19 protein-coding genes are annotated in these 23,373 nt (G+C 39.4%); 18 read left to right on the top strand and 1 reads right to left on the bottom strand.

What is annotated here, in order from left to right:
- Window positions 1-509 precede the first annotated feature (509 nt).
- Window positions 510-3,071 carry a substrate-binding domain-containing protein gene (locus tag EV146_RS22315; RefSeq protein ID WP_132010900.1) on the bottom strand — a complete coding sequence of 854 codons (2,562 nt, stop codon included), beginning with the start codon at window positions 3,069-3,071 and terminating at the stop codon, window positions 510-512.
- A gap of 228 nt (window positions 3,072-3,299) precedes the next feature.
- Between EV146_RS22315 and EV146_RS22310 the strand changes: the two genes are divergently transcribed.
- The 18 genes from EV146_RS22310 (at window position 3,300) to EV146_RS22225 (ending at window position 22,968) form a co-directional block, all read left to right on the top strand.
- Window positions 3,300-4,013, top strand: coding sequence for a LytR/AlgR family response regulator transcription factor (locus EV146_RS22310; protein ID WP_132010898.1), 714 nt, complete (start codon window positions 3,300-3,302; stop codon window positions 4,011-4,013).
- Window positions 4,014-4,467: 454 nt separating this feature from the next.
- Complete coding sequence (locus tag EV146_RS22305; protein WP_132010896.1) at window positions 4,468-4,722, top strand: substrate-binding domain-containing protein; 255 nt, start codon at window positions 4,468-4,470, stop codon at window positions 4,720-4,722.
- A gap of 167 nt (window positions 4,723-4,889) precedes the next feature.
- Window positions 4,890-6,059 carry a substrate-binding domain-containing protein gene (locus EV146_RS22300; protein ID WP_132010894.1) on the top strand — a complete coding sequence of 390 codons (1,170 nt, stop codon included), beginning with the start codon at window positions 4,890-4,892 and terminating at the stop codon, window positions 6,057-6,059.
- A 62-nt stretch (window positions 6,060-6,121) separates the two neighbouring features.
- Complete coding sequence (locus EV146_RS22295; RefSeq protein WP_132010892.1) at window positions 6,122-7,618, top strand: sugar ABC transporter ATP-binding protein; 1,497 nt, start codon at window positions 6,122-6,124, stop codon at window positions 7,616-7,618.
- On the top strand, window positions 7,599-8,579 hold the full coding sequence (locus EV146_RS22290; protein WP_132010890.1) for an ABC transporter permease: 981 nt from the start codon (window positions 7,599-7,601) through the stop codon (window positions 8,577-8,579). Before EV146_RS22295 ends, EV146_RS22290 begins: the two co-directional genes overlap by 20 nt.
- Before the next feature lie 125 nt (window positions 8,580-8,704).
- Window positions 8,705-9,739, top strand: coding sequence for a zinc-dependent alcohol dehydrogenase family protein (locus EV146_RS22285; RefSeq protein ID WP_241994016.1), 1,035 nt, complete (start codon window positions 8,705-8,707; stop codon window positions 9,737-9,739).
- Between the two features lie 54 nt (window positions 9,740-9,793).
- Window positions 9,794-10,636: a sugar phosphate isomerase/epimerase family protein gene (locus EV146_RS22280; RefSeq protein WP_132010888.1), complete on the top strand. Its 843-nt coding sequence runs from the start codon at window positions 9,794-9,796 to the stop codon at window positions 10,634-10,636.
- Window positions 10,637-10,891: 255 nt separating this feature from the next.
- Window positions 10,892-12,067: a substrate-binding domain-containing protein gene (locus EV146_RS22275; RefSeq protein ID WP_132010886.1), complete on the top strand. Its 1,176-nt coding sequence runs from the start codon at window positions 10,892-10,894 to the stop codon at window positions 12,065-12,067.
- Window positions 12,068-12,105: 38 nt separating this feature from the next.
- Entirely contained in the window at window positions 12,106-13,275 is a 1,170-nt protein-coding gene (locus tag EV146_RS22270; RefSeq protein WP_132010884.1) for a substrate-binding domain-containing protein, read from the top strand.
- Window positions 13,276-13,420: 145 nt separating this feature from the next.
- Window positions 13,421-14,245, top strand: a complete 825-nt coding sequence (locus EV146_RS22265) for a sugar phosphate isomerase/epimerase family protein (protein WP_132010882.1) — start codon at window positions 13,421-13,423, stop codon at window positions 14,243-14,245.
- Between the two features lies 1 nt (window position 14,246).
- Window positions 14,247-15,332, top strand: a complete 1,086-nt coding sequence (locus EV146_RS22260) for a zinc-dependent alcohol dehydrogenase (protein WP_132010880.1) — start codon at window positions 14,247-14,249, stop codon at window positions 15,330-15,332.
- A gap of 74 nt (window positions 15,333-15,406) precedes the next feature.
- Window positions 15,407-16,240 carry a sugar phosphate isomerase/epimerase family protein gene (locus tag EV146_RS22255; RefSeq protein WP_132010878.1) on the top strand — a complete coding sequence of 278 codons (834 nt, stop codon included), beginning with the start codon at window positions 15,407-15,409 and terminating at the stop codon, window positions 16,238-16,240.
- Between the two features lie 514 nt (window positions 16,241-16,754).
- A complete protein-coding gene (locus EV146_RS22250) occupies window positions 16,755-17,762 on the top strand; it encodes a LacI family DNA-binding transcriptional regulator (RefSeq protein WP_132010876.1) in 1,008 nt (335 codons plus the stop codon).
- A gap of 462 nt (window positions 17,763-18,224) precedes the next feature.
- Window positions 18,225-19,403: a Gfo/Idh/MocA family protein gene (locus tag EV146_RS22245; protein WP_132010874.1), complete on the top strand. Its 1,179-nt coding sequence runs from the start codon at window positions 18,225-18,227 to the stop codon at window positions 19,401-19,403.
- Complete coding sequence (locus EV146_RS22240) at window positions 19,400-20,371, top strand: sugar phosphate isomerase/epimerase family protein (protein ID WP_132010872.1); 972 nt, start codon at window positions 19,400-19,402, stop codon at window positions 20,369-20,371. Before EV146_RS22245 ends, EV146_RS22240 begins: the two co-directional genes overlap by 4 nt.
- Window positions 20,372-20,426: 55 nt before the next feature.
- Window positions 20,427-21,707 carry an MFS transporter gene (locus tag EV146_RS22235; RefSeq protein WP_132010870.1) on the top strand — a complete coding sequence of 427 codons (1,281 nt, stop codon included), beginning with the start codon at window positions 20,427-20,429 and terminating at the stop codon, window positions 21,705-21,707.
- Window positions 21,708-21,749: 42 nt separating this feature from the next.
- Window positions 21,750-22,043: a putative quinol monooxygenase gene (locus EV146_RS22230; protein ID WP_132010868.1), complete on the top strand. Its 294-nt coding sequence runs from the start codon at window positions 21,750-21,752 to the stop codon at window positions 22,041-22,043.
- Window positions 22,044-22,167: 124 nt separating this feature from the next.
- Window positions 22,168-22,968, top strand: a complete 801-nt coding sequence (locus EV146_RS22225) for an SDR family NAD(P)-dependent oxidoreductase (protein ID WP_158287175.1) — start codon at window positions 22,168-22,170, stop codon at window positions 22,966-22,968.
- Window positions 22,969-23,373: the final 405 nt, after the last annotated feature.

Genomic DNA, 23,373 nt, shown 5'->3' with positions numbered 1-23,373 from the left:
CTTTTGGCTTAATTCAAAACTGCTACTTGGGAGGGGCATTATTTTTCTAACTAACATTAACAATAATAAATTTCTAATTAAAATTATTAATGTTAATATTATTGATCATAAGAGGTAGGGGAAGTATTTCCTCTTTTTAAAGCCCTAAACAAGACGTAGTCGCACCAGGAATTGGTTCGGCCACTCCAAAAAATTAATTCCAGTTATACCCCGTTTAAGAAAAGCTCCGGAAAACCACAAACTAGGCACCTATTACCGTTACTCATTCTCAAATTTTAGCATTATTTTATATAAAGATAACGATCGTGATTTCACTTGAAATGTATAAGCTCTTCCCAAAATTCATCCATGACCTTTAAAAAGAAAAAACCTCTTTTGCATTTATAAAGATGTAGGTGGTGTGGCCACTGCCTGTCGCGTGGCAGTTGAAAGGAATGGGACAGGTAGTGACGCCCTAATCATAAATGGAAGTTGGTTTTTTCTTTGGATGCTTCATGGCTTTATTTGAGTTATATGTACCTATTTAATTCTGAGGGATCTTTGTTATATACAAGTTTCCATGCTTCAAGAAGATTTTCTTTCGTTACTTTTAGAGCCGGTACAGCAACATAAGCTGGTGCTGGTTTGCCGAGCAGTGCATAACCGGCAAGGATTGCCTCGGCCACTCCTTGATGGTAGGGCATCTGAGAACCAGATCCCTTGATAAGTCCATCTTTTGCAATTTCTACAGCAGCATTGGTACCCAAATCGATTGTCGTAATAACTAAATCATGTTTGCCTAAGGCACGTGCGGAGGCCATAGCACCTTCGGCCACTAAATCCCATACAACAAAGATTCCCTTCAAATCGAGGTGTTGAGAAATCATAGCGTCTGCAAGCTCTTTCCCATCATTTGGACTAGTAAAACCGCTGCGGGCTATGATTCGAATGTCAGGATAACTTTCTCTAATCGTCTTTTCAAAGGCCGTTAATCTTTGTTTCGTTACAAAAAAATCAGCATCGTGGTATATGACCCCAATCTTGCCTTTAAAACCTATTTTCTCTGCCATAATGTCGGCGGCATAGGCCCCGTTTCCATAATTGTCAGCTGAAACGACGCTTACATAATCCTCACCCGCTTCCAACCCGTATGGTGTATTGTCCATAAAAACCAGCTTAACACCTGATTGAGCTGCGGTTTGAAAGGCACCCGCGGTTGATAGCGGGTCGATGGGAAGACTAACAATAATGTCGGGTTTTTTTGCTAATATCTTTTGAATGTCTGCAACTTGCTTTTCCCAGTTAAATTCGGCATCAGTTACAGCTACAACCCTAATCCCCATTTTATTAAAAGTTGTCTTCAACCCTTCGATTTGTGCTCTTGCCCAATTATTCCCTGTATAGTGCATGGCAATAGCAGCTGTATAGTTCTTTTCTCTAAGCTTTTTCAGATCTTTCAAAGACAACTGCAGTGTCTTGGCCGATACAGCTTCCTCTCCGTTTGGTCCGGTACTTAAAATTTTATGTTCAGGTATATTTTGATTAATCGTACTAGTTAAAGTTTCGTATATTGTTGTTAAGAACTCCTTTACATTAACAGGTTTTGTAATATAATTATCAAACCCCAGGCCTAATGTCTGCTGTATGTCCTTAGGCATGGCATTGGCACTTACAGCGATAACGGCAATGTCTCTCGTATTTTCATTTGTTTTTAAAATCTTAAATACTTCGAAGCCATGGATATCCGGGAGGTTCAGATCCAGCAGGATTAAATCGACTTTATTTGTCCTAGCGAGGTCTAATCCTTCTATTCCAGATCGAGCCGTTAAGAGCGTGTAGGAGGACTGCGATTTCAGGATGTTCTTTACCAAGTTTAAATTGGATTGATTATCTTCAATATACAGCAAGCAATATTGCTCTGATTTACCGCTCTTTATTGGAAGTCCGATCACTCCTTCCTCCCAGTGCATCGCGGCCTTTAAATCATCGGGAAGAGGGAGACTAAAGTAAAAGTCGCTGCCTATTCCTTTCTGGCTTGTGACACTAATTTTTCCTCCCATTAGCTGGACAAGCTGTTTCACTAATGACAATCCTATCCCAGTACCTTCTTCTTGTGTTCCTTTAATTCTGTAAAATGGAACAAACACTTTTTGATACTCCTCAACTGAAAGCCCGATCCCAGTATCGGCGATATGGATAACAGCATCATTTCTTTTTAAATAAGAGTAAATCATAACTTTGCCGTCTTCTTGGTTATATTTAATGGCGTTATCCAGCAGATTCAGAAGGATTTGTTTCAGGCGAATGGGATCAGCCAGAACCGACATGGTTTGTGATTGATCCAGTTGGTTATGTATGTGAATTCTTTTCTTCTTGGCAAGCGGCTGCACGATATTGATACATTCAGTAATAATGGTTTGAAGATCTACCTTTTTGATTGAAACTTGTAATTGGCCGGTATCTATTCTTGATAGATCTAAAATATCATTAATTAAGCTTAATAAATGTCTTCCACCGCCTAGTATCTCCTGGACAAAGTCACGCTGCTCATCATTTAAGGAATCATCTATTTCTAACAGCTGGGCAAAGCCAAGTATTCCATTCAGGGGTGTCCGGAGTTCATGGCTCATTTTTGAGAGAAAGTCTGATTTAGCCAGATTTGCCTTTTCTGCCTCTTCTTTCGCATGAATAATGGTTTGTTCCATTTTTTTTCGTTCGGTGATATCCGAAAGGGTAATAAGGGCAGCCTGTTCACCATCTTTACGCATGTTGAGAGGTTTTGAATTTATTGAAAGCCATTTGGTACTGGATTCAGGATCAATCACTCCCACCACATAGTTATAAAAAGGGATCCCTTTCTCGAGTGTGATCATTCCTGGCAATTGGGAATAGGGCAGTGGTGTACCGTCTTCTTTTATATATTCAAGTTGCTGAAAGCTTGAGTCTGTAAAAAATTCTGATTTAACACCGAGCACTGTTTCCGCATTTTCATTAAGTGCAATCATTTTACCTGACTTTTCCTGAATAATGACGTATTCAGACATGGTCTGTAGAACTTCTTTATATAAATTTTCGTTAGGGGTGAGTTCCATTTTCTTATCCTGCCTTTTAACGAATAGTCGTACATTTTTCTGAAGCTATAGTGTTAGTATAATCACAGAAAACAGAAAAAACACTATTAGCAAATTGTGTTTAATTACTTTCTTTGCCGCTTAAACTGCCTTATACTAAAAGTGATTTGTTAACGATTTCAAAAAGTCTTTTCCATTTACTTATATTAATGTTTCAATAACTTAAAGCATTTAACAGGAGGTCATCCTATGAGGGTTCTAATCGCAGAGGACCATGCACCATCTAGAAAATTATTGAAGCATCTAATTAAACCACTGCAAAACTTTCAAATTGTCGGAGAAGCCGAGAATGGGGAGGACTTAATTTGCATGGTAATGAAAGAAAAACCTGACATCATTTTAGTTGATATCAATATGCCATTGCTGAACGGCATGGAGGCAGTGAAATCTTGCAAAAAGATGGTCTCGTCCATTCAAATCATCTTTATCACCGGCCATGATAATTTTGCGTTAGAAGCTTTTGATGTAAATGCAATCGATTACATTATCAAGCCTATTGATCGTGACCGTCTTTATGCAGCTCTCGGCCGTGCAGAGGCTTTTTCTGTAGCGTCAGCAAGGAAAGAGCAGCCATCTATTAAGAAAGATTTAATGGTTAAACAATCGAATCAGTTTTCTTTTATACCGTTAGAGGACATTATATTTATTGAACGGGCAGATCGAAAGGCTGTGATCCATACGGTGGATCAAAAAATAGAGTTAAATGAGGCATTAACGAACCTTGAAGAAATCCTAGATTCTCGCTTTGCTGCCTCTCATCGTTCCTATATTATTAATTTGCAATATTTAAATAGGATTGAAACGGTAGGGCAAACGTACAAAGCATATTTTAAAAATTATCAGGAGACAGCAAAGGTTTCCAAAAATAAGTTAGCAGAATTACAAAGAAATAAATCGTTGTGAGGTCCGGGTTTACCGGACCTCAATTTTTTTGCTTTTTTAATATTTATGATTTTATTGTCCGAATGAACGATAATTGTGTTCAAAAGGATATAAAACGATATCAGTTAAAAAAAAACCTTGTCGGAAGATGATTAGACGACAATTTTGTAATCGATTACAATCCAAATATAGAAACAAGAGAGGACAAATAACAAAGATGGTAGGGATTGTAGATGTAGCAAAGAAGGAAATTTTTCTGCTAAAACCATTCTAGTTGTTGTGCCTGACATTACAAATCCGTTTGGATTAGCAACAACCTTATTGTTGATCCTGTGTTAGTCCAGGAAGGTGATTTCTCTTTTGAAAGCGGTTGTAATGGGGTTTTCTTCCATTGGTCAACTCCCACCAGAGATTTTCGCTGCTATGATGAAATGGCAATGGGAGTCATTAAAGCCATTAAATCTAGGGGGCTTAAGTGCCAGAGGGTATTTCGGTTCTCGGTTTTGATAATCAGAAATTCTCGTCCTTATTCCAACCATGTTTGACAACGATTGCCCAGCCGGCGTTTGAAAGTTGTGAGAAAGCTGTGGAATTACTATTGAGGCTCATCAACAAAGAGGTAATCAAACAAGAGCAAATGTTTTTAGATGACCAGTTGATTGTAAGACAGTCTTTTCAGCAGTATGTGAAAATTTTTTTAGAAAAAAATGTAATCAATTACATTTTTTGAAGCCATAGAAGCCTGGTTTTATCACTTAAATGAATGTAATCCATTACTAGTAATATTCTTTAAGCTTACATTTATGAAAAGGGGGTGGTGCCACACTTATCGATTGTAAGGTGGTACCGACAAAGAACGAGCTTCAACTAAATAACTACTATAGTGGGGGTAATCAAATGAAAAAGAGTTTTTCAATTGCAGTTTTACTGCTACTTCTTTTAAGTGTTTTTCTTGCAGGGTGTGGCGGAAAAAACTCTACATCTGAACAAGCGAGCACGAAAAAGAATGAAAACTACTCAGAAACAGCTTCAGGACCATTAACGATCAATCCAAAGATTCCTGATTTAGCGGTACAAGATAAAGGGCCGAACGGAGAACAGGCCGTTTCAGCTAAGACATTGCAGCTTACGGAAGATGAGCTAAAGAAGATTAAAGAAGGTAATTATAAAGCGGCGATTGTTATGCACTACTCTGGTACTGACTATATGAATGCCGCAGTTGGTGCGATGAAGGATACATTTAAGAAGATGGGCATCAAGATTGTTGCTGTAACAGATGCACAGTTCAAAGCGGAAAAGCAGGTAAATGATATCGAAACCGTTTTAGCGAAAAAGCCGGACATTATGATTTCTGTTCCAGTTGATGCAGTATCTACCGCACCAGCTTATAAAAAGGCTGTTGCCCAAGGCGTAAAGTTAGTATTCATGGATGGTGCTGCACAAGGTTTAGTTGCAGGTAAAGATTACATCAGTATTGTATCTGGTGACAACATGGGTAACGGTGCAACCGCAGCAGACATTATGGCTGAAAAACTTGGCAGAAAGGGTAAAATCGGCATTGTGTATCACGATGTAAACTTCTTTGTAACCAAAAACCGTTCTGATGCTTTTGAAAAAAGAATGAAAGAAAAATATCCAAATATTGAGATTGTAGCAAAAAGTGGGATTACTGGTCCAAATCAGGCAGAAGAAGTAGCATCTGCTATGTTGACAAGACACCATGATATTGATGGTATCTTCGCTCCATGGGATGTACCGGCTGAAGGTGTTATGGCTGCAGCAAGAACGGCTGGCAGGGATGACCTAGTTGTTACAACAGTTGACTTAGGAACAAACGTAGCCATCTCGATTGCACAAGATGGAATTGTTAAAGGTCTTGGAGCACAGCTGCCATATGACCAGGGTGTAGCACAAGCGATCCTTGCCGGATATGCCTTATTAGGAAAAGAAGCACCAGCGTATGTGGCTTCACCATCAATCAAAGTTACGAAAGAGAATGTATTAGATGAATGGAAGTTAATCTACGGAACAGAGGCTCCTGACACAGTAAAAAAGGCTTTGAAATAATAAAAAAAAGATAGAGGCTGCTTTTTGAAAGCAGCTCTAACATAAAAAGAAGGTGAACTTGGATGGAACAACCGATTCTCGAAATGAGAGGTATTAATAAAGCTTTTAATGGGATTACGGTTTTAAACGATGTCAATTTTTCCGTCAAAAAAGGTGAAGTTCACGCCTTGATGGGGGGGAATGGCGCAGGGAAATCCACATTAATGAAAATCCTCACCGGCGTATACTCTGCAGACAGCGGCGAGATTTTAATTGAAGGAAAACCGGTAAGCATTAAAAGTTATGATGATGCTCAGAAGAATAATATATCAATGATTTTCCAAGAGTTTAGTTTAATTCCTACCCTTAGCGTCGCCCAAAACATCTATCTTACTCGTGAAAAGAAAACATCATTAGGGCTGCTTGATGACAAGGATTGTGAGATGAAAACAGAAAAATTGCTAGAAGAATTAGGCGTAGATATTAAGCCAACAGAAATTGTTCAGAATTTGGGAGTCGGCTACTGGCAAATGACAGAAATCGCCAAGGCATTATCCCAGGAAGCAAAGATCCTGATCATGGATGAGCCAACCTCTTCGTTAACTAAAAATGAAACAGAAATACTTTTTAGTTTTATTAACAAATTAAAAGCAAAAGGGTATTCTATCATCTATATTTCTCACCGGATGGATGAAATCTTTCAAATATGCGACCGAATTACGATTATGCGTGATGGCAGATATATCACCACGGAAAAATGCAGTGAAACCAATCTTGATACAGTAATTTCACATATAGTTGGTATGCAATTTGACCAAGCGTTTGAATGGAAAGAACGTTCCTACGCAACGGATGTGCCGCCCATTTTTGAAGTAAGAAACTTAAGTGCCGAACATGTCGAAGATATTAATCTTAAAATTCAGCCGGGTGAAATTGTTGGAATTGCGGGCTTAATGGGAAGCGGCCGGACGGAATTACTGCGAAATCTCTTTGGGATTGACCCAATTAAGAGTGGAGACATCTACATTAGTGGTCAAAAACAATCCATTAAAAATCCTAAGAATGCCATAGAAGCCGGACTTGCACTCATTCCGGAAGACCGCCGGATGCAAGGATTAGTCCTTGAACATAGTGTCAAGGATAATATGATACTTCCAATTCTTTCGAAGGTAAAAAAAGGAGCTTTTATTGATAGTAAGAAATCCAATGAAATTAGTAGGGATTTTGTAAAGATATTAAATATTAAAACGGATAATATTTTTAAACAGGCCGGGTTGCTATCAGGCGGTAATCAGCAAAAAATCGTTCTAGCCAAATGGCTCGCGAACGACCCCACTGTGTTGATGTTGGATGAACCAACGATTGGAGTGGATATTGGTGCAAAAACGGAAATTGTGGAGATTATTAGAGCCATGGCCGAAAACGGCAAGGCAATCCTTGTGGTCTCTTCCGAACTTCCAGAACTGCTTGCATTGAGTGATCGTGTCATCGTTATGCATGATGGAAAAATTAAAAAGGAAATGACCCGCAGGGAGATTAAATCAGAGGAGGAATTACAATATGCAATCCAAGGTTTCTAGTATTGAAAAGCCAGCAACTCCTTCATTGAAAGGATTCGAGTGGCGTAATTATATTGTCTATTTTGCCTTCGTGGGCGTTTTAATCTATTTTTCTATCAGCTTAAGTGATGAAGGTTTCTTAACTTCAGGGAACTTATTAAACATTGTTAGACAAACAGCCACGATTTCTTTGATGGCGTTGGCAATGACATTTGTTATTAGTACTGGGGAGATTGACCTTTCTGTTGGTTCCATTGCGGCCCTTTCTTCTCTAGTCGGTGCATTAGCCATACAAGCGGGCTATGGCATTATTGGTGGACTCATCGGTGGTGTAGGTACTGGACTTGTGGTTGGATTAATCAATGGTTTGCTAGTAACAAAAGTAGCGATTCCTTCTTTCTTAGTAACACTTGGAACAATGGGAGCTATTAAAGGAGCTGCAATGTGGGTTACAGATACGGCTCCAGTTCCGATTGTAGACGCAAATTTCAATTTCATCTTTGGTTCAGGGGACATTGGACCGATTCCAGTTCTACTTATTTGGACTCTAGTATTTACAGTGATTGCCCATATCTTACTTCGTAAAACAACTTTTGGCCGTCAGGTATTGGCGACAGGTGGTAACGAAAATGCGGCAAGATTCTCTGGCGTAAAGACAATGAAGATCAAGCTAATGGTATTTCTTGCAACTGGTTTAATGGCTGGGTTAGCAGGTCTCCTTTATGCAGGCCGTATGAATGCCGGACGTTTTTCCTTCGGTGAAGGGGATGAACTATCTGTTATTGCAGCGGTTATCCTTGGTGGGACAAGCTTGTTTGGCGGTGTAGGAACAATCATTGGAACGATTGTTGGTTCCCTAATGATTGGTACGATCAACAATGGTTTGATTATCATGGGTCTTGATGTCAGCCAGCAAATGATTATCAAAGGAATTATCATTATCTTGGCGGTGGCATTTGGTAAGAAAGCGATGAAACGATAATTTATCTCACATTGAAGCCATCAGAAGGCTGGGCTTGGAGGGTTTTCCCTCCCGCACCTCATTTCAAGGAAGTATGATAGGATAATTGTTTTTCAAAATTAATATGAATGATTGGAGGCAGTACAATGACAACAATGAATGCTGTATTTTTTCCAGGAGATAAAAAGGTAGAGATTCGCCAGGTTGAAATACCAACGCCTAGCCAAGGGGAAGTATTAGTTCAGTTAAAAGCATCAGCAATCTGCCGAAGCGATATGAGCTTATATTACGGTACTTCCGTTTTTGAAGGAACAAAATGCGGATGCACGGTACCCGGGCATGAACCTGCAGGAGTTATCACGGAAGTAGGAGATGGTGTTACCAATTACAAAGCCGGTGACAGAGTTGCTGTTTACTTAGCTCTTGGCTGTGGTGAATGTCCGCATTGTAAGAGCGGCTACAAAATGTTCTGTAAAGAATTTAAATGTATCGGCTTTGACTCTCACGGCGGTGACGCAGAGTACATGGTGGTTCCAGCTGAAAACTGTATGAGATTGCCAGATAGCATGAGTTTCGTAACGGCTGCCGTTTCAACTGACGCTGTTGGAACCCTTTACCACGCTCAAAAGAGGTTAGGAATTTCAGGGAGAGACTTCCTGGTTATCTTTGGAATGGGTCCAATGGGCGGAGCTGGTGTGATGATCGCTAAGGGATTAGGAGCAACCGTAATCGCTGTTGATATGCTAGATGAGCGCTTGGAGCTTGCGAAGGAATTGGGTGCGGATTATACCATCAATGGTAAAACAATGAATGTTCAAGAAGAAATCGCCCGTATAACAAAGGGTCTTGGTGCAGACGCTGCGATTGATTGTTCCGGTAGCCCATTTGGAGAAAATGATGCATTAGACTGCGTTAGAGCACACGGACGAGTAGCGTTTATTGGTGAAAGCAAAGAAACAACCATTAAGCCAAGTCAACAATTAATTCGTAAGCAGATTTCTGTGATGGGTTCGTGGTATTTCCCAATCCAAGAATTCGATGAAATTGCGGAGTTTATTGTAAGAAAAAATCTGCCTGTTGAAAAATTAGTTACACACCAATTTAAATTGGAAGAAGCAGAAACAGCTTTCCGTATGTTTGATGAAAGAAAGACTGAAAAAGCAGTGTTTGTTTGGGAATAATCACATTGAATAACAAATTTGGTTAATGACTTAATTTTTGAGGAGGATCAAAAAATGAAACTTTCATTTAATACTTGGGTTTATAATTCTTTTCCATCCATGTTGCCCTTTTATCCATTAGAAGAAGTGATTAGTCGAATTGCTGCATTTGGATATGATGGAATTGAAATAGGTTGTGCAAGTCCGCACGCCTGGCCTGATTATCTTTCCACACAAAGACGCAAGGAAATTCTTCAGCATTTAAAAAGAAATAATCTTAATGTAGCTGCTATGCTTCCCGCACCTGGAGGAGGACCTGGAGTGAATCCAAGTTCAGCTTTAAAAGAAGAGCGTGAGTTTACGATCAATCATTATAAGGAAGTTATTCGTTTAGCGCATGACTGGGAATGCCCAACTGTGATGTGGCTTGCTGGCTGGTTTGGTTTTGGCATGAACAAACAAGAAGCATGGAAGTATAGCCGCGAAGGTTTGCAAGATGTAGCGAGATATGCCAAAGAGCTTGGAATCACATTAGTAGTTGAACCTCAAGCTGCTGATTGTAATTTAATTGAATCGGCAGATGATGCCTTACAGTTGGCAGAAGAATCAGGTGAATCCAATGTGAAAGTGATGTTTGATACGTTCCATGCCCTCTATCGTAATGAAGTACCGAGTGATTATGTTTATAGAATGAGAGATAAGTTGCATCATGTTCATATTTCGGATGACGATCGCTTACCGCCTGGACAAGGAACGGTAAATTGGGATACCGTATTAAAAGCATTAAAGGAAGTTGATTACAAGGGCTACCTCTCAATGGAAATTGGATTTGGTACTAGAAAAGCAGATCCTGATTGGTATGCGAAAACCTCCATTGATTATTTGACAGAAAAGTTAAAAGGAATTGGATGTAAGTAAGAACCTAATTAAAAAAATACAATCGGGGCGGATGCAGGTGTTTAATTGCAACTGGTTCGCCCAGTAAATCTATTTATACATTTGTAAAATTTAGAAAATATGATGACCGTAGAAAAGTAGGTAAAAATCAATTCTTATTAATGAAAAAATGTAATCGATTACAAACCTGCAGAGAATGTGTTACTTAAATACGGACCAAATATTCGAGTATTTTAATCCATTATTTAAAAAACAAGCACGAAAAGGGGGCAAATCATGAAAAAGTTACTATCTGTTATTACTATTATTCTATTAATCACTAGCATGGCACTCATCGGCTGCGGCAAGGATAGCACGACTAGCAGCGGTAGCAACGAAACAGAGAACACAACAACGGAAGAAACAACTGCTAGTTCAGGTCCAATCACCATAAATCAAGAGATTCCCGATCAAGAAATTTTAAGTAAAGGTCCTAGTGGAGAATCTGCTGTTTCAGCAAAAACATTACAGCTTACTGAAGAAGAAGTGCAAAAGATCAAAGAAGGAAAATACAAAGCGGCCATTGTCATGCACTATGCTGGTAATGACTGGGCAACTGCACAAATCAATGGCTTAAAAGCAACTTTTGCAAAGATGGGAATTAAAGTGGTAGCTGTAACAGATGCCCAGTTCAAGGCTGAAAAACAAGTATCGGATATTGAAACTGTTTTAGCGAAAAAGCCCGATATTATTGTGGGGATCCCGGTAGATCCTGTTTCAACTGCATCCGCTTTTAAGAAAGCGGCAGATGCAGGAGTGAAAATCGTGTTCATGGATAATAAACCAAAAGGATTAGAAGCCGGCAAGGATTATGTCAGCGTTGTATCTGCAGACAACTATGGAAATGGTGTTCAAGCAGCAGAAATTATGGCGAAACAGCTTGGTGGAAAAGGGAAGATCGGCGTAATCTATCACGATGCTGATTACTTTGTGACCAAACAGCGAACCGAAGCCTTTGAAAAAACAATCAAAGAAAAATATCCGAAAATGAAAATCGTTGAACGCGGCGGAATCATTGGCCCTAACGATGGGGAAAAAGTAGCATCAGGAATGCTTACCAAAAATCGTGACCTTGATGGAATGTTTGTCGTTTGGGACGTGCCAGCTGAAGGTGCATTAGCAGCAGCCCGTACTGCAGGAAAGAAAGATTTTGTCATTACGACTATTGATTTAGGGACAAACGTAGCTTTAGACATCGCATCAAATGGTTTGATTAAAGGACTCGGTGCCCAGCTGCCATATGACCAGGGGATTTCAGAAGCGATTTTGGCCGGTTATTCTTTACTTGGGAAAAAAGCACCTGCTTATGTAGCCGTTCCTGCTTTAAATGTAACGAAAGAAAATGTAATAGAAGCATGGAAACTTGTTTACCACCAAGAGGCACCTAAGTCCATTCAAGGGGCAGCTAAATAATAAAACACTATTATCTAAATCTATTACTGGGGGTTACTATGAAAAAACTTACTTCACTAATTCTTACGATACTCCTCATTAGCAGTTTGGCTCTTATGGGGTGTGGAAAACAAAGTTCAACTGCTTCTGGTGAGCAAAACGAAGGAAAAGTAGCATCAGCAAAAGTCACTTATCCTCTTACCATTAACCCTGAAATACCTAGCGATCAGAAAATTTTAAGTACAGGTCCAAATGGAGAAACAGCCACACCTGCAGCAACTTTGCAATTGTCTGAAGAGGATGTAAAGAAAATTAAAGAAGGTAAATTCAAAGCGGCTATTTCCATGCACTATGCAGGAAATGATTTCTCAACTGCCATCATCAATGGTGTAAAAGACACTTTTGAAAAAATGGGCATCAAAGTTGTGGCGGTTACGGATGCACAATTTAAGCCTGAAAAACAAATTTCAGATATCGAAACCATCATGGCGAAAAAGCCGGATGTTATCGTATCTTTGCCGGTTGATCCAGTTGCTACTGCTCCCGCTTTTAAAAAGGCTGCGGAAGCCGGTGTAAAACTAGTCTTCATGGATAATGTACCAAAAGGCTTCAAAGCTGGAAAAGATTATGTCAGCGTTGTTTCATCAGATAACTATGGAAACGGTATCTTTGCCGGTGAAATTATGGGTGAAGAACTAAAAGGAAAAGGAAAAATCGGTGTTATTTTCCACGATGTCAACTTCTTTGTAAATAACCAACGTAAAGAAGCATTCGAGAAAACCATTAAAGAAAAATATCCAAATATAAACATTGTGGCACATGGTGGAATTATCACTCCTAACGATGCTGAAAAAGTAGCTTCAGGCATGTTAACGAAACACAAAGATTTAGATGGGATTTTTGCCATTTGGGATGTACCAGCGGAAGGAACACTTGCTGCGGCTCGAACAGCAGGGAAAAATGATTTAGTTATCACCACAGTTGATTTAGGAACGAACGTGGCTCTTCAAATTGCATCTGGAGGGAATGTAAAAGGTCTTGGGGCACAGTTACCATATGAAAACGGTGCTGCGCAAGCTCTTGTTGCCGGATATTCATTACTTGGCAAACAATTAGATCCATACTATGTTGTTCCATCGATGAAAGTTACAAAAGAAAACGTCTTAAAGGTTTGGAAAATGGCTTATCGTCAAGATGCCCCAGAAGTTATCCAAAAGGCAGCAAAATAGTGATCGCTTAACCAGTCAGAAAAGCAGATTACAAACTTTCTAGTAATAAAGTGAAATAGTGGCCGCTTTTATATGCGGCCCCTATTTAAAAAATCTGAAATCCAGGAAAGTTACATAGACAATATAGTGATAAGGAGATGTTCAAATGATAAAGTACTCTTACAACACGCTAGTATATACCGGAGAAGATATTGAAGCAAGCATTGCTAGACTCGCTAAATATGGTTATAACGGTGTGGAATTTGTTGGCGAGCCAGAACAAATGGATGCAGACCGAATTAAAGAATTACTTCAAAAATATAATATTGAAGCTTCTACTATTTGTGCCATTTATAACGAGGAAAGAGATTTAGTTTCGAGTAATGAGAATATTAGAAGAAATGCTGTCCAATATTTAAAAAGCTGCGTTGATTTTGCGAGCAAAATTGGAGCAAAGGGAATCTCTCTCACTCCAACTGCTTGTATGAAAATTTATGGAGAAGCAGACCGCGAAACAGAATTGAAATGGGCTGAAGAAGGGATAAGAGAAGCAGGTATATATGCGGGAGAACATGGGGTCCGTTTGACGGTAGAAGCATGGAATCGTTATGAAAACTATTTGATCAATCGATTAGAGCAATCACTTGAGCTGGTCAATCGTGTGAATCTGCCAAGCGTAGGTGTGATGGGTGATACCTACCATATGAATATTGAAGAAGTCGATATTGCGGAAACCATAAGGAAGGTTGGAGATAAATTATATCACCTTCACATCGCTGATAGTAATCGGGCTGCACCAGGCCGTGGTCATATCGATTTTGAACCAATCGCCCAGGCTTTACTTGATATTAACTATAGCGGATATTTAACGATGGAGCTATTGCCTCCGTTTGCCGATCCTTTTAATGGCACTAGATGTGAAGAGTTTTATGATCAATACACTGAAGAGTCAATTAATTTCCTAAAAAACCTTTTTAAGGAGGAAAAATAAGATGGCACAAGATACAGTAGAAAACAATGAAAATTTAGAAGCAGGGTTTGATCAAAAAACAATGAAAGCAGCTGTATTGTACGGTAAAAAAGATTTAAGATTAGAAGATGTACCGGTTCCTGAACTTGGGGATACAGATGTATTGATAAGAGTGAAATATACCGCAATCTGTGGTACGGATCCGCATATTTATGAAGGGCGTTTTCCAGCAAAGCTTCCATTAATCTTAGGTCATGAATTTTCCGGTGAAGTGGCAAATGTTGGTTCTAAAGTAAGGTTTGTACAGCCAGGTGACCGTGTGACTGCCGATATCAATATTAGCTGCGGCACATGTTATTATTGCCGCCATGGCCAAAAATTGCATTGTGAAAAAATAACTCAATTAGGGGTACACATTAACGGAGCATTTGCCGAATTTGTGAGAGTTCCAGAGAGTAATATTCATAAGTTGCCAGATTCTATGTCTTGGATCCATGGAGCCTATATTGAGCCATTAGCATGTGCAATCAGCGGTCAGGATCAAGTTAATGTCCAATTCGGTGAAACAGTCGCAATTATTGGCGGAGGTCCAATGGGTATCGCTCATGCCTTACTTGCAAAATTGAAAGGGGCTAGTAAAGTAGTCCTTTCCGAACTAAATCCTGCGAGAATTGAATCAGCTAAAAATAGTGGTGTTGATTATGTGATTAATGCAGGTGAAGAAGACCCGGTAGAAGCTGTTAAAAGATTAACAGACGGACGCGGTGCTGACGTTGTTATTGAAGCGGTAGGTTCTGCGTATACTTACGCGCAAACGTTTAAATTAGTGAGAAAAGGCGGAAAAATACTGGTTTTTGGAGCAGCCCCTGCAGATGTAACAATTCCTGTAAGTCCATTTGAAATTTACAGCCGTGAATTAACCATTGTTTCCTCCTATGCAGGAACATATGATACCTTCTCTAAAGCGATTGATTTAATCGCAAGCAAGCGTTTTGATCCAACTCCAATCTTCACAAATCATTTTGAATTTGCAGATGTGAAACACGGAATTGAAACGGCAGAGCATAATAAGGATATCCTTAAAACTGTAGTTAAAATCTCGGATTAATATATAGGTAGACAGAGTTCTCTACGGTTTATGTGGGAACTCTGATTTTTTCATAATCTAAGAGGTGAATTCAAATGTTCAAATATAGTGCCACACAATGGATATACGGAAATGAAAGTTTAGAAGATAGTTTAAAAAGGCTGAAGAGATTTGGTTATCAAGGTGTCGAACTCGCCGGCGAGCCGTATACCATTGATATTGAGGAAACGAAAGAACTTTTAACAAATTATGAACTTGAATGCAGTTCTATTTGTGGAATTTTTACGCCTGAAAGGGATCTTTCCTCATCAAACGACGAAATTAGAAAAAAGGCAGTCGAATATGTGAAAAGATCGGTTGATTTAGCGAAGACTTTACATGCATCAACTCTAATTGTCGTTCCTACTTGTGTTGGTAAACTTAGCCCAGAAACGACGCTTGAGGAAGAATGGAATAATGCCATTCAAAGTGTGAAAGAGGCGGGGCTGTATGCAAAGGAACAAGGAATCACCATAGCCATTGAAGCATTAAATCGTTATGAAACCTACTTAGTTAATAACCTCACCTTAGCCTTACGTTTTGTGGAGGAAGTGAATGTAGAAGGTGTAGGGATCATGGCGGATCTGTTCCACATGAGCATAGAAGAACGTGATATGAGGGATTCGATAATGAAGATTTCACGTTATCTTGCCCATGTACACATCGCTGATAATACAAGGGAAGCAGCGGGACTAGGACAAACGGATTTTGCACCAGTCATTTCCCTCCTTAAAGAACTTGGTTATAAGGGCTATATTACGATGGAGTTCTTGCCAGCCGTGTCAAACCCATATGTGGCTTCAGGACTTCAAGGTGAAGCTGATATTTTTGATGAATTCACGAAGCAATCTATTGGACATATGATAAAAATCGTTAAAACCATACAGTAAAAAGGGGTACTTATCTACATTATGATACATGCCTATTTAAAAGTGAATCCGAAACAACGTCATGAATTCCTGGACCAACTAACCTAGTAGCGGAACCATCTCGAGTTGAAGAAGGCAATAGTAGCTATGAATTTTTCAAATTCAAAAACAGCCAAACACCTTTGTATTTGTGGAGAAGCGGAAGGATCCGGCGCTGCTTGATCGTCACGAAGCGACCACTCATTCGTTTCGATGCATGAAATAAAAGGTGCCTAACTCTAAAGTAGTTGTACCAATGTTAAAATGTAATGAAAGAAGATGTATTAGATGCAAGGAAACCATCATGGTTCTGCACAGTGAATTCAAGGTGCCATAAAATAACCACCATTTGTTTAGAGAAAAAGAGGCTCGATTTCTAGAGCCTCTTTTTCTGTAAGAGATTCACCCGTTTATGGCTGATTTACGAAAGTTATTGTAATTCTCAATGTAATCGATTACAATAAATGTAAACGAACACTGAAAGGGAAAGAGATACATGGTCAGAATTGCGGATGTTGCAAAAATGGCAAATGTTTCAACGGCCACAGTATCCCGAGTCATAAGTAATGCAGGGACTGTGAAAAAAGAAACAGCAGAAAAAGTTTTAGAAGCCATAAAAGAATTAAATTACCAGCCTAATATGCTGGCAAGACAATTAAGAAGATCTGAAACCAAAACAATTCTTGTGGTTGTTCCTGATATAACCAATACTTTCTTTTCTGCGGTGCTGCGCGGAATTGAATCCGTTGCCATCGAAAACGGATATCAAGTACTTCTAGGAGATGCGCGAAACGATGTAGAAAGCGAAACTACTTTTTTAACGCTATTAGGTCAGAAAAAAGCAGATGGGTTGATATTATTAACGGCAAGGACCAATCAAAAAATATTAGAAGATTTATCCCAGGATTACCCTGTAGTATTGGCGTGTGAATACTATGAGGGTTCCAAGCTGCCTACGGTCTCCATTGATAATATTAGCAGTGCAAGAAAGGCAACTGAATATTTAATTAGCTTAAATCACAAGAGAATTGGACATATTTCCGGACCATTGAATATTGTCGTTGGACGAGATCGATGTAGGGGGTTTCATCAAGCAATGGCGCAACACGGCCTGTCTGTGGATCCAAGTTTGGTACAGGAAGGCGAATTCTCTTTTGAAAGTGGATTTAATTTAATGATGAAATTTTTGTCGCTAGAGAATCCTCCAACAGCCCTTTTTGCCGGTAATGATGAACTGGCAATGGGTGCCATTAAAGCCGCTAAATCTAAAGGTTTAAGAGTTCCAGAAGATTTATCTGTTGTTGGCTTTGATGATATTCAATTTGCATCGATTTTTGAACCTGCACTAACAACCGTAGCACAACCAACGTTTGATATGGGACAAAAAGCGATGCGTTTATTGTTAAAATTAATTAAAGATGAAGAATTAGAGAAAGATCAATTTATTCTTCCTGATAAACTCATTGTCCGTGAATCATGCAAAGAACTTACCATAGAAGAATAGTTTAGCTTATTCCTGGTAGAATTAAAATAATGAAAACAAATGGGGAGTGAAATTAATAATGGTTCACTCCCCTTTTTATTAAGGGACCAGCGAATCTATTGGTTCCAGAACAGTTTTTATGATTCTGATAAAAAAGAATCGAGGAAGTTTAAAAAAAATATTGAATTCTACACTGTAATCGATTACAATAAGGGTGTCGAAAAAAGAGTAAAATATTTTAGTGCTAAGTGAATAGCTATTTTATTCTAAAAGGTTATTTCTTTAGATAACAGCATGAATAAATTCAATTTTTTTCGACAAAAATGTAATCCATTACATTTATTGAAGTTTGGTGGATGGGCGAATTATTTATTTACTTGGGCTAGTCACATTTTTTTTGCAAGATAGTGTAATCGATTACACTGAATAACGTATACCCTTCCTTGGGTAAATCGAAAAGTTCAATTGGAGGACGGAGAACAAATGGAAAAAATAAAAGTAGGAGTCATCGGGACAGGTTTCATTGGCCCGACTCATATTGAAGCAATCAGAAGGCTTGGATTCGTGGAAGTCGTAGCTTTAGCCGAGACAAGTCAAGAACAAGCGGAAAAAAAGGCAGTTGAACTTGGAATTCCGAAAGCGTACGGGGATTACCGTGAAATGCTGCGTGACAGCGAAATTCAGGTAGTTCATAATTGTACCCCAAACCATGTGCACTTTGTGATCAATAAGGAAATCCTTTTAGCAGGTAAACATGTGATTTCAGAGAAACCGCTTGCGATGAATAGTAAAGAATCAGCGGAATTGTTGGCATTGGCTCAAAAACAGGGTGTTGTACATGGTGTGAACTTTAATTACAGACAGCATGCGAGTGTGCAAAACCTGCGAGCTAAAATTGCTACCGGTGACCTCGGGAAAGTGAATTTGGTTCACGGAAGCTATTTGCAGGATTGGTTACTATATGAAACGGATTTTAACTGGCGTTTAGCTCCGGAAGTTGGCGGAAAATCCCGCGCAGTAGCAGATATCGGGTCTCATTGGTGTGACACCGTTCAATTTGTTACTGGTAAAAAGATTGTGGAAGTATTTGCTGATTTAGCAACAGTCATTCCAGTTAGAAAGAAAGCAATTGGAAGTGTAGCCACTTTTAGCACACAAAGTACTGAAGATGTAGAATATGAAGATGTTTCAATCAATACAGAAGACTATGCATCTGTACTAGTTCGTTTTGAAGATGGTTCAAGAGGAGTCTTCACCGTTTCACAAGTAAGTGCAGGCCGAAAGAATCGACTAAGCTTTGAGATTAATGGCAGCAAGAGTTCTGCATATTGGAACCAAGAAGAGCCTGAAAAATTATGGATGGGGCACAGGGATAAGCCGAATGAAATCCTGCTTGCCGATCCTGCACTCTTCTCACCGGAAGCAAAATCAGCGATCCATCATCCTGGCGGACATAATGAAGGCTGGCCGGACGCTCTCAAAAATATGATGTTGAATGTTTATACGTTTATTCGTGAAGGCAAAGATCCGCTCCAGGATAAACCGAATTTCGCCACATTTGAAGACGGTCATACTTCAATGGCGATTACGGATGCCATTCTGGAAAGTCATGAACAGCAAAAATGGGTGAAGGTTCGTGCGAATAAGGAGGCTTTATTGTGAAACTAGGTGTGTTTACAGTTCTATATCAAAATCTTCCTTTCGAAGCCATGTTAGATAAATTAGCACAAATAGGAGTAGAAGCGGTTGAGTTAGGAACCGGTAACTATCCAGGGAATAGTCATTGTAATCCTGATGAATTGTTAGGGAATCCAGATAAAATCAAATCGTTCCGACGGGCGATTGAAAGCAGGGGACTAACTATCAGCGGACTAAGCTGCCATGGCAACCCTCTACATCCTAATGCAAAGGATGCCAAAGAGGCGCATGATGTATGGAGAAAAACAGTTTTACTGGCTGAACAGTTAGAGGTACCAGTTATCAATGGTTTTGCTGGATGTCCAGGGGATCATCCGGGTGCCAAGTTTCCAAATTGGGTGACCTGCTCTTGGCCTCCAGAATATGCAGAAGTCTTAGAATGGCAATGGAATGATATCGTTATTCCGTACTGGAAAGAAGAAGCGAAATTCGCAAGAATGCATGGGATTCATCAAATCGCTTTCGAAATGCACCCGGGATTTGTTGTCTATAATCCAGAAACATTACTAAAACTAAGAGAACAAGCAGGAGTGAACATTGGAGCCAACTTCGATCCAAGCCATTTGGTATGGCAAGGAATCGACCCAGTCGAAGCTATCAAAAAATTAGGCAGGGAAAATGCAATCTTCCATTTCCATGCGAAAGATACGTATTTAGACCAGGCAAATATTAAGGTGAATGGTGTTCTTGATACCAAGCATTACAGTGAAGTGTTGGATCGCTCTTGGACATTCCGCTCTGTCGGATATGGCCATAATGAAAAAATGTGGAAGGACATCATCAGTACACTCCGGGCTGTAGGATATGATTACGTTGTTTCCATTGAACATGAGGATATGCTTGCGTCTATCGATGAAGGTTTAATGAAAGCCATCACACTGTTAAAAGGAACGCTGTTTAAAGAAAAAGTATCGGAAATGTGGTGGGCTTAAGTAGGAATTAATCTTCCTCTCAATCACCCAACATTATAAAATAGAGGTGTTGAAAATGAAAACGGTTTTAGGTCAGGAACGTACTCTTGGCGGCCTTCCTGTGGGAGTGGTTTGGGGATTTGTTGCAACATTAATTTTTATGGCTGGTGACGGTCTTGAACACGCATGGTTGTCTCCGTACCTTATCGAAAAGGGTCTGACCGTTCAACAATCTGCTACAATTTTTGCTGTTTATGGAGCCGTATTGGCTATTGCCTCTTACTTTTCAGGTGTCCTCACTGAGATGTGGGGACCAAGGAAAGTCATGGTAATCGGACTTGTAACTTGGTTGCTTGGTCAGGTACTATTCATTGAATATGGTTTAAAGCTAAATAATTACGCCATTATGATACCAACTTATGGAATTCGTGGTTTGGGTTATCCGTTATTTTGCTATTCATTCTTAGTGTGGGTTACGTATCGCAGTCCCGATCGCATCTTGGCGACGGCCGTTGGATTGTTTTGGGCAGCTTGGAGCGGCGGTCTCTATGTAGTGGGCAGTTATTTCCCAGCCTACATGCTTCCAAAGATCGGATATATCGGGTTAATGTGGAGTGCAATAGCTTGGGTTTTAGTTGGAGGAATTATTGGGATTATTGTGGTAAAAGACGAAGGAATAAAAAAACAAGCAAAAGATCCAAAGGAAAAATTAAAAAGCTTAATGAGTGGATTTACGATTTGTATCGAACAACCAAAAGTTGCGATAGGCGGCGTAGTCCGGATAATTAATTCGACAGGTATCGGTGCACTGCCTATCTTTTTCCCGATGTATTTGTCAGGTAAATACGGATTCACCACTGAACAGTTTCTGCAAATGTGGGGAACCATGTGGTTTGCAAACATCATATTTAACCTGATCATTCCTTATATCAGTGATAAATGGTTAGGCTGGCGCAAAACGATTCAATGGCTCGGCAGCTTCGGCATGGGGGTCATGTTTCTGGTTATGCTTTACACGCCGCAGGTTTTTGGGAGCAGTTTCTTAGTCTTGAATATTGTTGGGATTTTCATGGGAATTGTTCTCTGTGGTTTTGTCCCACTTTCTGCTTTGGTGGCAGCGCTGGCACCTGAGAAAAAAGGATCTGCGATGGCGATTGTGAGCTTTGGTGCAGGAATGTCGTACTTTATCGCACCGGCAATCGTTGGGTTATTTATTGGAATTATCGGTGCAGAAGGGGTTATGTGGATATTCGCAGGCACGTATTTCCTTGGTGCTTACTTAATGAAATTTATGACGCTTCCATCAGAAGAGGAACAAAATGAAAAAGGAATTATACTAGAAAAACACGCAGGTTAACCATTACATTTTGACTAGAGGAACAAGTTAGGGGGATCAACTTTGATTATCATTCATGCATACATTAAAATAAAATCGCAGTATCGCGAAGCATTTCTTGAAGAGGCCAGACTTGTAACAAAACCTTCTAAAGCCGAGTCAGGAAATATTAGTTATGATTACTATGAGGATCCGGAAGAAGCAAATAGCTTTATTTTTGTGGAAAAATGGAAGGATGTACAAGCGATTCAACAACATGAGGAAACCTCGCATTTTAAAAAATTCGTAAAGGAAATTGAAACTTTCCTTTCTGAACCCATTTATGCAGAATTGTTTGAGACATCAGTAAAAGATTAATAAGGTGATGAAATGCAGGATTATCTCAGCCTACCAAGGCTCGGGTTAATCCTTATTTTTTCATGGAAAGTGGAACTTTGAAAGGAAATATAGACACATAAAATTTAGAAAGGATGAATATAAAGTGAATCTAGAATTCAAAAATAAAACCATACTTGTAACCGGCGGTAGTAAAGGTATCGGGAAGGCTATTGCGATAGCGTTCGCGGAGGAAGGTGCAAACGTTATTATTTGTGGACGTGGTGAAGAGGCTTTGAAAGAAACATCGCTTGAGATTGAAAAAATGGGTGGAACTGTGCTTGCCGTTCAAGCGGACTTAACGAAACAAACCGATGTGGATCATCTTATTTCTACTGCTGTTGATTATTATAAGACCATTGATATTCTCGTTAATAACGCGGGAATCGCCAGTGGATTTGATCACTTTGAATCATTGGATATAGACCAATGGCAACATCTATTTGATGTCAATCTTTTCGGAGCTGTACGTGTGACAAAAGCTGTGATTCCATATATGAAAAAAACAGGATTAGGCCGTATTATTAATATTTCATCTGAATCAGGTATTCAACCGGACGCATTCATGCCTCATTATAATGCTTCCAAAGCGGCGCTGATTAATTTTACAAAAAGCCTATCTAAGGCCTATGCTGCTGATGGGATCCTTGTCAATACGGTTTCGCCAGCGTTTATCATGACACCAATGCTGGAGAATTTGTTAAAAGATAACTCAGCGAAACTGAATATAAGCTATGAGGAAGCAATTCAGGAGTTTTTAAAGCAAAATCGTCCTCATGTTGAAGTGAAACGGCCAGGGACCGTCGAGGAAGTCGCTTCTGCGGTCATTTATCTTGCATCTAATAAGGCTTCTTTTGTTAATGGTGTAAACCTTCGAGTAGATGGCGGCTCCGTTGCGAGCCTCTAAGTTAATTCCTTAGACATGGTTGTTCATACTGAATCAATTAGGCCGATCTATTCACGGGGACAGTATAAGAAAAATTTTTTCCTTTTGATCATACGACCCATTAGCGATAGTTTAGTGAATAATTAGTCTCATTTTAGAAAATCTAAATTTAGAGGTTGCATTTTAGGGTGTAATCGATTACAATTATTCATGTAAGCGATACACAATCTGTCATTCTTTTCAGGTGTTTGTTTTACTTGAAATAAAGAGATACGAATCATTTTATCCTTAGAAACAAGCTGTTCATCTGTAAGAGTAAATGTAATGGATTACATTTAGTTTGTGGCATGAGGTATCGTAAAAGATACTTAAATTACTGTTATATCTGAAAGTCATAAAATATTTTTTATTGAAAAATGTAATCGA

The organism is Mesobacillus foraminis (assembly GCF_004340465.1).
GTDB classification, from domain to species: domain Bacteria; phylum Bacillota; class Bacilli; order Bacillales; family Cytobacillaceae; genus Mesobacillus_B; species Mesobacillus_B foraminis.
This window is presented reverse-complemented; position numbering and strand designations above follow the sequence as displayed.

Excerpts from the sequence above, each read along its gene's own strand:
- EV146_RS22315 (WP_132010900.1), bottom strand. The coding sequence starts at position 3,071 with ATGGAACTCACCCCTAACGAAAATTTATATAAAGAAGTTCTACAGACC.
- EV146_RS22310 (WP_132010898.1), top strand. The coding sequence starts at position 3,300 with ATGAGGGTTCTAATCGCAGAGGACCATGCACCATCTAGAAAATTATTG.
- EV146_RS22300 (WP_132010894.1), top strand. The coding sequence starts at position 4,890 with ATGAAAAAGAGTTTTTCAATTGCAGTTTTACTGCTACTTCTTTTAAGT.
- EV146_RS22295 (WP_132010892.1), top strand. The coding sequence starts at position 6,122 with ATGGAACAACCGATTCTCGAAATGAGAGGTATTAATAAAGCTTTTAAT.
- EV146_RS22290 (WP_132010890.1), top strand. The coding sequence starts at position 7,599 with ATGCAATCCAAGGTTTCTAGTATTGAAAAGCCAGCAACTCCTTCATTG.
- EV146_RS22285 (WP_241994016.1), top strand. The coding sequence starts at position 8,705 with ATGACAACAATGAATGCTGTATTTTTTCCAGGAGATAAAAAGGTAGAG.
- EV146_RS22280 (WP_132010888.1), top strand. The coding sequence starts at position 9,794 with ATGAAACTTTCATTTAATACTTGGGTTTATAATTCTTTTCCATCCATG.
- EV146_RS22275 (WP_132010886.1), top strand. The coding sequence starts at position 10,892 with ATGAAAAAGTTACTATCTGTTATTACTATTATTCTATTAATCACTAGC.
- EV146_RS22270 (WP_132010884.1), top strand. The coding sequence starts at position 12,106 with ATGAAAAAACTTACTTCACTAATTCTTACGATACTCCTCATTAGCAGT.
- EV146_RS22265 (WP_132010882.1), top strand. The coding sequence starts at position 13,421 with ATGATAAAGTACTCTTACAACACGCTAGTATATACCGGAGAAGATATT.
- EV146_RS22260 (WP_132010880.1), top strand. The coding sequence starts at position 14,247 with ATGGCACAAGATACAGTAGAAAACAATGAAAATTTAGAAGCAGGGTTT.
- EV146_RS22255 (WP_132010878.1), top strand. The coding sequence starts at position 15,407 with ATGTTCAAATATAGTGCCACACAATGGATATACGGAAATGAAAGTTTA.
- EV146_RS22250 (WP_132010876.1), top strand. The coding sequence starts at position 16,755 with ATGGTCAGAATTGCGGATGTTGCAAAAATGGCAAATGTTTCAACGGCC.
- EV146_RS22245 (WP_132010874.1), top strand. The coding sequence starts at position 18,225 with ATGGAAAAAATAAAAGTAGGAGTCATCGGGACAGGTTTCATTGGCCCG.
- EV146_RS22235 (WP_132010870.1), top strand. The coding sequence starts at position 20,427 with ATGAAAACGGTTTTAGGTCAGGAACGTACTCTTGGCGGCCTTCCTGTG.